The sequence below is a fragment of the Bacillus sp. FSL K6-1560 genome, assembly GCF_038592935.1.
Classification (GTDB): domain Bacteria; phylum Bacillota; class Bacilli; order Bacillales; family Bacillaceae; genus Bacillus; species Bacillus subtilis.
In genome coordinates, this window is record NZ_CP151946.1 from 1,315,033 (window position 1) to 1,327,008 (window position 11,976).

The 11,976-nt window shown below is 42.4% G+C and carries 20 protein-coding genes; all 20 read left to right on the forward strand.

The genetic code is table 11. The annotated features are described in order from the left end of the window. The first annotated feature begins 92 nt into the window (after nucleotides 1–92). Entirely contained in the window at nucleotides 93–221 is a 129-nt protein-coding gene (locus tag NYE22_RS07025; RefSeq protein ID WP_015715375.1) for a hypothetical protein, read from the forward strand. A gap of 13 nt (nucleotides 222–234) precedes the next feature. Next, entirely contained in the window at nucleotides 235–750 is a 516-nt protein-coding gene (locus tag NYE22_RS07030) for a sigma-70 family RNA polymerase sigma factor (protein ID WP_342412412.1), read from the forward strand. Between the two features lie 126 nt (nucleotides 751–876). Then, complete coding sequence (locus NYE22_RS07035; protein ID WP_015715377.1) at nucleotides 877–1,020, forward strand: hypothetical protein; 144 nt, start codon at nucleotides 877–879, stop codon at nucleotides 1,018–1,020. A gap of 239 nt (nucleotides 1,021–1,259) precedes the next feature. After that, nucleotides 1,260–1,472, forward strand: coding sequence for a transcriptional regulator (locus tag NYE22_RS07040; protein WP_044445062.1), 213 nt, complete (start codon nucleotides 1,260–1,262; stop codon nucleotides 1,470–1,472). A gap of 137 nt (nucleotides 1,473–1,609) precedes the next feature. Beyond that, nucleotides 1,610–1,807, forward strand: a complete 198-nt coding sequence (locus NYE22_RS07045; protein WP_342412413.1) for a hypothetical protein — start codon at nucleotides 1,610–1,612, stop codon at nucleotides 1,805–1,807. A 135-nt stretch (nucleotides 1,808–1,942) separates the two neighbouring features. Continuing rightward, the gene (locus NYE22_RS07050) at nucleotides 1,943–2,230 is read left to right on the forward strand and encodes a hypothetical protein (protein WP_342412414.1); all 288 of its coding nucleotides are present in this window, start codon (nucleotides 1,943–1,945) and stop codon (nucleotides 2,228–2,230) included. Nucleotides 2,231–2,276: 46 nt separating this feature from the next. Beyond that, nucleotides 2,277–3,104: a terminase small subunit gene (locus tag NYE22_RS07055; RefSeq protein ID WP_342412415.1), complete on the forward strand. Its 828-nt coding sequence runs from the start codon at nucleotides 2,277–2,279 to the stop codon at nucleotides 3,102–3,104. Then, nucleotides 3,094–4,302 (forward strand): PBSX family phage terminase large subunit, encoded by a 1,209-nt coding sequence (locus NYE22_RS07060; RefSeq protein ID WP_342412416.1) that lies wholly within the window; start codon nucleotides 3,094–3,096, stop codon nucleotides 4,300–4,302. The genes NYE22_RS07055 and NYE22_RS07060 overlap by 11 nt, the downstream gene beginning before the upstream one ends. 4 nt (nucleotides 4,303–4,306) lie before the next feature. Beyond that, the gene (locus NYE22_RS07065) at nucleotides 4,307–5,698 is read left to right on the forward strand and encodes a phage portal protein (RefSeq protein ID WP_342412417.1); all 1,392 of its coding nucleotides are present in this window, start codon (nucleotides 4,307–4,309) and stop codon (nucleotides 5,696–5,698) included. Nucleotides 5,699–5,773: 75 nt separating this feature from the next. Next, complete coding sequence (locus NYE22_RS07070; protein WP_257437943.1) at nucleotides 5,774–6,352, forward strand: DUF4355 domain-containing protein; 579 nt, start codon at nucleotides 5,774–5,776, stop codon at nucleotides 6,350–6,352. 11 nt (nucleotides 6,353–6,363) lie between these two features. Further along, nucleotides 6,364–7,305 (forward strand): phage major capsid protein, encoded by a 942-nt coding sequence (locus tag NYE22_RS07075; RefSeq protein WP_017696635.1) that lies wholly within the window; start codon nucleotides 6,364–6,366, stop codon nucleotides 7,303–7,305. 29 nt (nucleotides 7,306–7,334) lie between these two features. Then, nucleotides 7,335–7,463, forward strand: coding sequence for a hypothetical protein (locus NYE22_RS07080; RefSeq protein ID WP_257437960.1), 129 nt, complete (start codon nucleotides 7,335–7,337; stop codon nucleotides 7,461–7,463). A gap of 11 nt (nucleotides 7,464–7,474) precedes the next feature. Then, nucleotides 7,475–8,353 carry a phage head morphogenesis protein gene (locus NYE22_RS07085; RefSeq protein WP_257437942.1) on the forward strand — a complete coding sequence of 293 codons (879 nt, stop codon included), beginning with the start codon at nucleotides 7,475–7,477 and terminating at the stop codon, nucleotides 8,351–8,353. 14 nt (nucleotides 8,354–8,367) lie between these two features. Further along, complete coding sequence (locus NYE22_RS07090; protein WP_043856986.1) at nucleotides 8,368–8,703, forward strand: phage head-tail connector protein; 336 nt, start codon at nucleotides 8,368–8,370, stop codon at nucleotides 8,701–8,703. Nucleotides 8,704–8,707: 4 nt separating this feature from the next. Beyond that, nucleotides 8,708–9,211, forward strand: coding sequence for a hypothetical protein (locus NYE22_RS07095; RefSeq protein ID WP_085186912.1), 504 nt, complete (start codon nucleotides 8,708–8,710; stop codon nucleotides 9,209–9,211). After that, nucleotides 9,211–9,600, forward strand: coding sequence for a hypothetical protein (locus NYE22_RS07100; RefSeq protein WP_032722285.1), 390 nt, complete (start codon nucleotides 9,211–9,213; stop codon nucleotides 9,598–9,600). Before NYE22_RS07095 ends, NYE22_RS07100 begins: the two co-directional genes overlap by 1 nt. Further along, the gene (locus NYE22_RS07105; RefSeq protein ID WP_032722284.1) at nucleotides 9,557–10,027 is read left to right on the forward strand and encodes a hypothetical protein; all 471 of its coding nucleotides are present in this window, start codon (nucleotides 9,557–9,559) and stop codon (nucleotides 10,025–10,027) included. Before NYE22_RS07100 ends, NYE22_RS07105 begins: the two co-directional genes overlap by 44 nt. 5 nt (nucleotides 10,028–10,032) lie before the next feature. Beyond that, nucleotides 10,033–11,067, forward strand: a complete 1,035-nt coding sequence (locus NYE22_RS07110) for a DUF3383 family protein (protein ID WP_342412418.1) — start codon at nucleotides 10,033–10,035, stop codon at nucleotides 11,065–11,067. 14 nt (nucleotides 11,068–11,081) lie between these two features. Continuing rightward, entirely contained in the window at nucleotides 11,082–11,477 is a 396-nt protein-coding gene (locus NYE22_RS07115) for a DUF3277 domain-containing protein (RefSeq protein ID WP_342412419.1), read from the forward strand. A gap of 97 nt (nucleotides 11,478–11,574) precedes the next feature. Beyond that, on the forward strand, nucleotides 11,575–11,871 hold the full coding sequence (locus NYE22_RS07120) for a hypothetical protein (protein WP_017696627.1): 297 nt from the start codon (nucleotides 11,575–11,577) through the stop codon (nucleotides 11,869–11,871). The last annotated feature ends 105 nt before the right edge of the window (nucleotides 11,872–11,976 follow it).

The window sequence follows — 11,976 nt, forward strand, 5'->3', positions numbered from 1 at the left end:
ATAGGTCCAAGATGGAAAGCCTGCGGACACTGAACTTACAGCATAAGCGCTGTTTGTTTGGTGTCCGTTTTTTATTTGAGCGGAGGGATGACATGAAACAGGAAAAGAAAAAGCCCAATAAAAACGCGCAGGAGCGTTCTGAGCGGTTTTGGCGGCAAATGATGGGGCAAGACAGGCAAACACTCAGAAGAGGCAAAGGCGGCGCTTTTAAGCGTAAATAAGAGGAGGATAAACATGCAGGATTTAATCATTGAATACAAAAGAGCGTTAAAAGAAGCGAGAAAGATGTACCGGGCATTCTCGGAAACACCAGAAAATGAAATGACAGCAGAACAAAAGAATGACAAGAAAATCATTGGCAGTATGATCAGCGATATTGAATTCACTCTTGAATGGCTGCAGAACGGAAGACAACCAGGAGCACGCAGGGGAGCTGACAGAAGGGACGTTTATCAAAGAACGATTCTTGCTGATCCTCGTATCATTGATGCGATGCCAGAAGAATTTGCGATCAATCAGGAGCCAGAAGGAGAGGTAAGCGACTGGGACAAAGAAAGAATTGCTGATGCCCTTTCTGTCCTTACTGAAAGAGAAAAGGACATTTTCATCATGCACACTGTGCAAAACATGTCTTTCGAAGAGATCGCCCAACTGCTGGACATAAAAAAAGGAACGGTTCAAAAGAATATTGAACGTTCCCGTTTGAAAATGAAAAATAGAGCAGAACACAGCCTATTCTGTTTAGCATGAATAGGTTGTTTTTTTGTCTAAAAACAATATTTTTTGGTAAAAAACCTAAATTTTATCTGTATTTATATTGACGGTGGTAAATATAATTGGTATAATTAAAGTATCGAAAGGAGGTGTTGAAAGAGCATGGAAATGGTTGAAATTATCCTTCGGGACTTGGCTTGGCTGGTTGCAATCCTTACCGGAATTACAACGATGGTCAAGAACATCAAGGAAATGAAGGATAACAAAAAACGACGTTCTCCCGCCAAGAAGAAACGTCGCAAATAACCCAATAGGGGGAATCACTTCCCCCTCACCATATTATAACACTTTGAGTTCCATGCTCAACTATATGAAAAAATTAGTAGACGGGTCAACAGTAATATTCTTTGTTCTGTTCGTGACAGTGTTTGCAAACTTTGATTATGATCATCTTGGCACTTTGGATATCATTACAATGGTTTTGGCTCTTAGCTGGTTGGTAATCACTATTATTAATATTATCCTTAGATGGAGGAACACGCGGAATGACTAAGTTTGTTTTTGAAAGTATTGACGAGCTGAGAGAATTCATGGATAAAGAAGTCATAACGACATCTGAAGCCATTGAGATTATCGGATGCAGCCGACAGAACCTCAAGCAGCTGGTTGATTACAAAACATTGATTCCGATTAAAACAACAAATAGGGATCGTCTATTCTTGAGAAAAGACATTGAAGGCTATAAAAAGAAACGTTGATGGCACCCGCAGCTGAAGGGTGCTTTTTTTGTCTTACGACTGCCACCTATTTATGAAGGGCGCTTTCGTTCGACAAATTTCGCAAATGGTTCCCTTGTCACACTCCTTAGCCGATAATTAGGTGGGAGGTGAAAATTATGAAAGTGTTTATACTAATGAGTAATAAAAAATCTTTTGAAATTTCTTATGAAGATATGAAAGATGTGGAAAATCTTATAAACTATTTTCATGATGAATTGGATGGCGAAAGAGTTTTGAAAAATCGTCTGATTGATCTTGGTGAATCTATTCTTATTAACCCAACGCAAATTACACATATTGAAATTGTTGAATAAAGGAAGAGCCATAGAACTATATGGCTCTTTTTTATGTTCTCTGTAAACTGCTTCCGGTAAGTCTCAGGATAGACAATTGGCGGCTAACGGCTTGAGCACGGTGGTGGTTTAGAGGGAATATGAAGGAGGAATAGCATGGAGACAATTTATGCACATCCATTGTCAAAAAGGAATAATGAAGGTGGGAGCATAATGAGCAATGTGAGGAGAGTCTTTCCTGGTCCTACTAACGGACTGATTAATTGGATGGAGCAGAACTTTCACGAGATAGATGGCTATGTTGCTACTTTCAACATGAAGGATGGCACCACAATGACAATACATGACACGGAAACATATGTGCAGGCTGTTGGACTTGCGGAAATAGGTAAAGACACTATTCATCAGCTTGCACACAATGACGAGTTCATCCCGAGAAAATAATCTCCAAAACAAACACAATTCAAAAGGGGGCGGCGGTGAATGTAAAATGGCAAATTGGAAGGATATCAGAAATGAATTTGAAACATCCAATATTACATTAAAGGCACTTGCCGAAAAGTATGATATTAAAATTGGCACTTTAAAGAGCAGGAAGAGCCGAGAAGGTTGGTCGAGGGATCTAGCGAAAAAGGATGCAACCAAAAACAAAAAGGTTGCAACCCTAGAACCCGTTATAGAATCAAGTAATTTAACCGATAAGCAAGAGTTATTCTGTCTTTACTATATCAAGTATTTCAATGCCACGAAGGCTTATCAGAAGGCTTATGGGTGCGCTTATTCTACTGCAATGGTTGAAGGGCACCGACATCTAAGAAATCCTAAGATTGCTACAGAGGTTGAGAGATTGAAGGCTGAACAACAGCAAGGCATCTTTTTGGATGCAAAAGATATTCTTCAGAAGTACATTGATATCGCCTTTGCTGATATTACCGATTATGCAGTTTTCGGCAAAAAGGAAATACAGGCTACAGGTGCATTTGGCCCAATAGAAGATGATGATGGTAACCCAGTGATGATTGAAGTTAATTATGTTGATTTCAAAGAGTCGGAGGAAGTTGATGGAACTCTTGTCACTGAAGTTAAGAAAGGAAAAGACGGGGTATCCATAAAGCTTGCTGATAAGATGAAAGCTCTTGAAATGCTCACTAAATATTATGATTTACTCTCTGAAAACGATAAAAAACGATTGCAAGAAGAGAAAATCAGAATGGACATCGAAAAAACCAAGAAAGACATTGACGGTGATAACGGAAACTCTCAAGAAAATGAAGTTGCTGCCATGTTGCGGAAGATGGTGAAACCTCATGGAACTTAACTCCAAGCAACAAGAAGTATGGAACAGCTTTATTGACGAGCAGCCGAAAATCTTAATATGCAGCGGGGCGAAAAGGGCAGGGAAAACATTCGTGCTCCTTTTGACGTTCCTCGGGCACATCAGCAAATATCAAAACATGGGGCTTTCTTTTATTATTGGCGGGGCAACTCAGGCTTCTATTAAGCGGAATATCCTAAATGATTTAGAGCTGATCCTGGGGAAAGAATTGCGCCTTGATAAATCGAATGCCGTTGAGATATTCGGCAACCGTGTTTATTGCTTTGATGGTGCAAATGCAGACTCATGGAAAAAGGCACGGGGTTTCACATCAGCTGGCGCATTCCTAAACGAAGCGACTGCCCTGCATGATTCATTCGTGAAGGAAGTCATTTCTCGTTGCTCCTATAAGGGTGCAATGGTCATGATGGACACAAACCCTGAAAACCCGATGCACACCGTCAAAACGGACTATATCGACAAAGACGGGCAGCGGCTGAAAAACGGTCGGCTGAATATCCGGTCTTTTCACTTCTCATTGTTTGATAACAACTTTCTTGATCCTGAGTATGTGGAAAGTATTGTTGCTTCAACACCAAGCGGCATGTTTACGGACCGGGACATTTACGGCTATTGGGTTGCTCCAGAGGGTGTAATATACAAGGATTTCAACAAAGACAAACATTATATCAGTTCAGACCAGTTAAAAGAGAAAAAGGGTAGGTTTACAAAATACTTTGCTGGTGTTGACTGGGGATATGAGCACCCGGGTTCTATTGTCGTAATCGGACAAGATGACCAAGGGTGTTTTTATTTGCTCGAAGAACATTCCAAGCAGCACGAAGAGATTGACTACTGGGTGAAGGTAGCAAAGGACATCAAAGAGCGGTATGGCAACATTAATTTCTATTGTGATACAGCTCGGCCTGAACATATCGTGCGTTTTCGTAGAGAGAAGCTGCGTGCATTAGATGCTGATAAGGCAGTTGTTTCAGGTATCGAAGAAGTGGCGCGGCTGTTCAAACGGGATCTGCTTTTTATTGTTGAAGATAAAGTTAGTCGCTTTAAAAAAGAGATCTTTATGTATGTTTGGAATCCAAATACAGGCGAGCCAGTTAAAGAGTGGGACGATGTGCTCGACTCTATCCGCTACGCCATTTATACACACAACAAACCTATGAGACGCAAAGGAAAGGGGTGAGAACATGAACAAGTTTTTAAATTATCTTCGGAATAATGAGATAGACGGTCCAATTATTGATCAGATTATTGAAGAGCATAAGCCGATCAAAGATAAAGCCATAGCTCAGTATGAACGATATATGGCTAGTGTTGCCGGTGTGCCGATCTTACAGCGTGAGGCAGCTCAATTCGAGGATTTTGAAACAGGAAAGGTTCGGCGTATTGACCATCTGGTAAACAATCGCCTGAATAATGCTTTTGATGCTGAGATAGTGGATACAAAGGTTGGGTATATGTTCGGCCATCCAATCTCATACGAGACGGAGAAAGACGGGGAAAACAAAAATACGGCCTTGGCAGAGCAAATCAATAACTTTAACACCATAAATAACATTGCCGATGCTGATAGCGAATGGGGTAAGAAAGCAGCTATTTGTGGATATGGTGCTAGACTTGTGTATATCGCTCCTGACGGCTTGGTAAGAGTTGCGAATGTAAATCCATGGGAAGTTGTCATTATTGCTGAGAATGACATCACAGAGCCTTCTTTCGCACTTAGATATTATAAGGTATTTGATTGGGTTAATAATCAAAGCATAGAGCGTGAAAAAGCCACTTTTTACGATGACAAGATGGCCTATTTTTTTGAAAAACAAAAAGGTGGCTGGACTTTATTAGAGAAGAAGCTCCACTTGTTTGATTATTGTCCTTTATTCGGGTTGCCTAACAATGATGAACAGATGGGCGACGTGGAAAAGGTAATTAAACTTATAGATGCATACGATCGCACACTTTCAGATGCATCAAACGAGATTGAACAGCTACGGCTAGCTTATTTGATTTTAAAGGGCGCTGGTATGGATGATGAAGACATCCAAGAACTGAAAAAGACCGGTGTGCTTGAAATGTTTGGGAAAGATGATGATGCCAAATTCCTGACAAAAGACATTAATGACACCATGATCGAAAACCATCTGAACAGGCTTGAAGAAAACATTCTTCGTTTTGCAAAGTCGGTCAATTTCTCTGATGAATCATTCGGCGGGAATGTGACAGGCGTTGCAATGAAATACAAGCTGATGGCCCTTGAAAATAAGTGCATCACGATGGAGAGGAAAACGACTGCTGCCCTTCGGTATCAGTACAAATTGCTTTGCTCAGCATGGGCGAAAAAAGGTCTTGTGTCAGTAGGTGATTATTTAAAGGTATGGTTCTCATTCAAGCGCAATCTGCCGTCAAATATCCTTGAAGAAGCCGAGATTGCTGCAGAACTAAAAGGCCAGGTAAGCGAAGAAACACGGCTTTCCATGCTTTCTTTCGTTGATGATGTTCAATATGAGATTGAGAGAATGAAAGCCGAACAAGATGCCTATGATCTTGATGATGAAAAGGACAATGATGAAGACGATAACTGACCTGCCGGAAGTCTTTAAAAGCCGGAATACTTTGACGTGCAGGCTCGTACTGCATGGCATGGAGGTTGATCATAAGTGAATATTGAAGAAATCAAACAGTTTCTTGCTGAGAATAAAGACAATGAAGAAGTAAAAGCATTTGTAGGAGAACTTTCGGCCGTATCAGCAGATAAGGTGAAAGGGTTCCTTGAGACAGAAGAGGGAAAAAAACTTATTCAGCCTCGGCTGGACTCTTACTTCACAAAAGGTCTTGATACATGGAAATCAAACAATCTTGAAAGTCTGATTGAAGAGGAGTTGCAAAAACGTAACCCTAGCAAGACACCAGAACAGATTGAATTGGAGAAATTAAGAAGCGAGATTGAACGAGAAAGAGCAGCACGTAATCGTGAAGCGCTAGTCAATAAGGCCTTGAATGTAGCTGATGAAAAGCAGTTGCCTAAAGGAGTTATTGACTATTTTATTGGCGAAGACGAGGAAACAACGCTTGCCAATCTCAGTAAGTTTGAAGAGACATTCAATGCAGCAGTTCAGAATGCCGTAGATATCAAGTTTAAAGAGAGCGGCACTAACTTCGAAAAAGGTGATCCAACACCAGCTGGCGGGGCGGTTGATATTGGGGCACTCGCTAACCAAGCAAATATCAGAAAATAAGGAGGGCTATTATGCCAACATTTAATCCCAAAACAGTATTACTACAAGATGCAGTAACTGGGAAAATCCCAGAAGAACAAGCAGAAATTGTGTTGAAAGAATTTATGCAGACATCTGCAATCACACAGCTTGCTAAATATGAACCGATGACAAAACCGGTAAAGACATTCACGTACTTAGCAGAAGGACCTGGCGCTTACTGGGTTGGTGAAGGTGAACGCATTCAAACAAGCAGCGCCAAATGGCTCACAGCAAAAATGACATCGAAGAAACTTGCGGTTATCATTCCAGTTTCAAAAGAATTCTTACGCTACACAGTTGCTGACTTCTTTACTCAAATGCAATCAGCTATTAGAGAAGCTTTTGCAATCAAGTTTGACCAAGCCGCACTGTTTGGGGTGGGATCGCCTTTTGAGACAGGTGTATCAATCATGGAAAGAGTCAACAAGTCCGGCCAAAAGATCACATCTGGTACTGGCGCGGGTTCAGGGGCAACTGTTTATGACGATCTCGCTGCAGTAATGGCGCTTGTAGAAGATGCAGACAAAGATCCTGATGCATTTACAACTATTAGACGTTTCCGTCAAAAGTTACGCGCTGCAAAAGATAATAACGGGCTGCCACTATTTAACCAAGTGACAGCAGATGCAACACCTCAAGCTCTTGGGTTGCCTATTGGGTTTGTTGACAGCAAATCATGGGATAAAACAAAAGCTGACCTTATTACAGGGGCTTGGGACTATGCGCGTTATGGTATTCTTCAGGACATTGAATATACCATTTCTCAGGATGCAACGTTGACAACAACTGTAGATGAAGCCGGCGAACCTCTAAACTTATTCGAGCGTGACATGTTCGCACTTCGAGCAACTATGGAAGTCGGATTCACTACTCTTGCAGAGGATGCCTTTGCAGCCTTAGTCCCTGCTGTTGATGGAGGTGCCACTGCCTAATGGTTAGGATCAAGAAGGGGAGAGACTCTTTGGAAGTGACAGAACGTGCTTTCGAGGTAATTTATAAGGGACTTGGATATAAGCTGGACAAGGGCACAAATAAAAAAGAAGCCGAGGACACACAAGAGTCTGACGCCAAAGAAACAGCCGAGGAGTAGGAGGGTAAGCGGTGGATAAAGAACAAACTGAAAAAGAGCTTTTGAAGCCGTTGAACCGTAAAACCAAGGAATTCTTACGGAAACTCAAGCGGCTTTTTCAGCGTGCTTCAAAAGATGTGCTGTCAAAGCTGACTGCGTTATTCGTCAAGCTTGATCAAATCGAAGAACCGACACTTGCTGACGCTAATCGACACGGTGATCTAAACCGTATAAAGCGGGAAATCACATCGTTGATTAGTGATCTTTCAGCGAAAGTCAAAGCTATGATTATAGAATTCCTCGAAGAAACCTACAAATCATCTTACAGTTGGCTGATCCTTGGCGTTCTGGCTTCGTTAGGGATAAAACTTGTGCAGCCAAAAGCAACACTAAATCAGCCGAATTTGCCTGCTGAATGGGCTCCTAAAGATGTTCGGCAGGCCATTAAAAGTAAACAAATGGACAAAGCCATTGAAACTGATCGCAAAAAGACAATACAGCAGATTAACAAGACAATCGAACGCGGTTTTATTGAGCGGAAACGCTTTGCTCAGATAGCGAAGGAGCTGCAGACAGATGTCGGCCTGAGTTACAACCGATCGAAGCGCATAGCCAATACAGAAATGCATCGCACAAGGGAAAAAGCAACGCTTGACGCTGCTAAAAAAGCTCAGTCACGGGGCATCAACATGAAAAAGACCTGGCACAACGTTGGCGATGAAAGAGTCCGTGAGACAAAACATGCGGATCATGTTCATTTAGAAGGACAGGAACGCATGGTCAATCAGTTGTTTGATCTTGGCATCAATAAAAATGGTGTTCATGTAACAGCAGAAGCGCCGGGACAAAGCGGTGATCCATCAAATGATATTAATTGCCGATGCTTTGCGACATATGAACCGGTTCTTTGAAAGGAATGAGAGAAATGGACTTGGCAGAATTAAAAGTCAGGTTAGGGATTCCAGCTGATGACACATCCCAGGATGCAAAGCTACAAATAGACCTTGCAGACGCGATTTCTTTCGTTAAGGAGGAGTGCAATAACTCTTTTGTCGGTCCAGATGGGGTTGAATCACTACCAGGCCCTGTGAAGAAAGGAATTGCGCTCATGATTGAAATTGATCGGGACAGCCCGAAAGGTGTTCAGTCTGAATCAATTGGCGGAATGAGCAAGACATACACGGCGGATGACGTAAGGTATAAACCAGCACTTGATTTTTTTCGGCCATACAAAAAAATTCGTTTTAAACCACTGAGGTGATCAAATGGCACGTAGAAACATTCGGGTACGAGATAGAAACCGTATTCCAGAAGTCATAAGAAACCTCGGTTCTGTCGGTAAGGTGAAAGTTGGAATCCTGGACAGTGAGCGGCAAATGATCGCGGCTGTTCATGAATTCGGCTGCCGTATTGCTGTAACTGATCGAATGAGGAACTACCTTGCTGCAAAAGGGCTGTACCTCAAGAAAGAAACTCAATATATCAACATTCCAGAGCGTTCATTTATCCGTGCTGGATGGGACGAGAACGAGGAAGAGATCGTTCAAAAGGTAGAAGATCTGGTCAATAGAGCGTTAGAAAATGGCGACTCAATGAATGACATTATGGAAACAGTCGGCCTGCTTGCGAAAGGGCGGCTTCAAGTGTATGCCCGAGACTTGCGGAACCCGGCAAACCATCCATTTACAACCGAAGAGAAAGGCTCTTCAAATCCATTGGTCGATACCGGGGAAATGATTGGCTCTATGGATTATGAGGTTGAAAGCTGATGGGTAATCATTTCATTTTTTCTGATCTGATTAAGCGGTACAGCGTTGATTTTACATTGCTTATTCCATCTGAAGAGGGTTCATACGATGATCTTGGCGAATGGGTGCCACCGAAGCCGACAAAATCAGACGAAAGAGGGGCAATAGTTCCTTTACAGTCTCAATTGATCTATCAATCTGGCGGCCGGCTTACATCTATGGACAGGCAGCTATTTATCAAGAATGAAATTCCTCTGAAAGCTCAGGTGCTTTTTGGTGGTGCCACCTTTGATATTGAAGCAATGACGCCTTATGGGACATATGCCGATTTCAACAGCTATATCTTAAAGGCGGTGATCAATTCAGATGGACTACAACAACATAATACAAACAGTTCTGGGACTGATTAGAGAGAAAACAGGCCATGTCGTTATCGTTGCAAATGGTACAGGGAAACAACCTGTCTATCCTTTTTGTACGTATACCGTGACATCCCCGTATTTGCCCCAACATAGAGGCATTGAAGAACAGGGAGTGTTAACGGAAGACATCGAGCTTGTTTTCTCTTTTACATGGGTTTCAAACAGCCATATTGAGGCCATTTCTCTTGCTCAACAAACAGCAGCATACTTCAAAACAGCTGAAGCACGTCAAAAGCTTCATGATAATGGGCTGGCATGGGTCAGGAACGATGGTTTCGGTAATCGAGATACATTTATCACGATTGACACAGAACGCCGTCATGGCTTTGATACGCGCTTTAGAACGCGTGTCACTCATGGAGAAGCAAATGCAGAGGTTTTCGACTCTGTACGAATTGAAAATACAGGAGGGTAATTCATATGCCACTTAGTGACGTTACAGTCAAAATTGACTTAGTGAAACCGTCCAGCCTTAAAGGATTGGGAACACCTCTGATTCTTACGAAGGTAGACGGCCACAACACATATAAAGAATATGGCTCATTAGAAGCTATTAAGGCAGACTATCCGGAAACAACAGCAGCATATAAAAAGGCTGCGGCTATCTTTGCCCAGGGCGACAATGCACCGTCAAAGGTTGCCATTGGTACCTATGGCGGCGGCAGCACAGAAACGCCAGAAGAAGGAGCGACTACACAAGCAACATTCTCCATTCGGAATGCGTTTGACGAGTATTTCGACAAGGACTGGCACTTCTTGATCCTTGCTGATGCTACAGCAGACGAACGAATGGAAGCGGCAAAAGCGATGGAAGAGAAATCATATAAATTTGTAGTCTTACAGGTAACTGACCGTGAAGAAGTTGCTTCTTACAAAGGTAAGGACCGTACAATCGTTTTCTATCACCCGTTAAATGACGAGCATCCAGACGCTGGCCTTGTTGGTTCGGTTGCTTCTCATACAGTGGGTTCAGTAACTTGGAAGTTTAAAAATATCGTAGGTATCACGCCTCAAGATATTAAGTCAGACGAGCTGAAGAAACTGCATACAGAAGGGGCTATTGCTTATGTAACCAAAGCGGGCCACAACGAGACATCCGAGGGCATTACTGCATCCGGGGAATATATCGACGTGCTGCACGGCAAAGACTGGGTGAAATTGAATATTGAAACCTCTATTCAATCAGCATTCTCAAACAACGGCAAAATCCCGTTCTCGAATGCTGGTTTTTCATTGCTGAGTGTACAGGTCACAAACGTTCTGCAAACAGCCTTTGCAAATGGCATTGTTGCCGAAGATGCAGACGGACAGCCGGTGTATTCAATCAGCACTAAAACCCGTGATCAAATCACAGATGAAAACAGAAAAAATCGTGTATACGATGGCCTGTCATTTACTTTTGAGCTGGCTGGCGCGGTTCATTCTGCTGAAATCACTGGTGAAATCTCAATTTAAGGAGGATCTAAACAATGGCAGCATACGTTTATGATGCAAATGAAGTCAACACGAACATTGACGGGAAAATCGTAACCGGTTATTCCGAGGGCACAATGGTTTCGTGTTCGAAAGATGAAGAAAAGTTCTCGACGAAAGTCAGCGCCAAGGGTGATGTCAGTGTTGCGACGAAAAACAACCCACTCGGAACCATCAAACTGACTCTTTCCATGGGGTCACCATTCGTGCCGTACCTAAACAAACTGGCAAATACAGCCCAAACATTCCCTATCTGGGTTACTGGCGGACAGGAAAAAATCGGTGGAACAGAAGCGATGGTCAAAAAGCCTGCTGACGCTGAATTCAGTGACGAGATTGGAGATCGTGAGTTCGAGATTCAAGTCTTTGACTATACAGTATTGGAACAGTAATTAAGCTATGGCAAAAAAGAAGAAATCAAACGCAAAGAAGCAGTCCAATAGGGCTGCTTTTCGATATATGCAAACTAAACAAGCGGAGGGAAAACCTATGTCAAAATTCGGTAAACAAAAGAAAGTAACTATCCAAGGAACTGAGTACACTCTTCAACACCCGGGAACACGTCGTTCAATTGAATTTAACGATGAAGCTATCAATATCAATACAGGGATGTTTTCGTCTGCCAAACTGTATGAACTGTACATGAAAGAAGTAGTTGTTGAACCGAAAGTAAGCTATGACTATTTTGATAAAAAACCTGGTTTCCTTGAGCTGATGAAAGAGGTTCAAACCTTTCTTAGCGCCGAAACCGAAGCCGAAACAGTTCTACAAAAAGAAGGCGAGTGACAACTGGCCTATGTATCGGCTCGTGATGTCTGAGAAGTTTTCCTTCTCAGAGGTCGCGGCGATGGATCTCGACACGCTGCTCGAAGCAAACGCAGCCCTCGACAT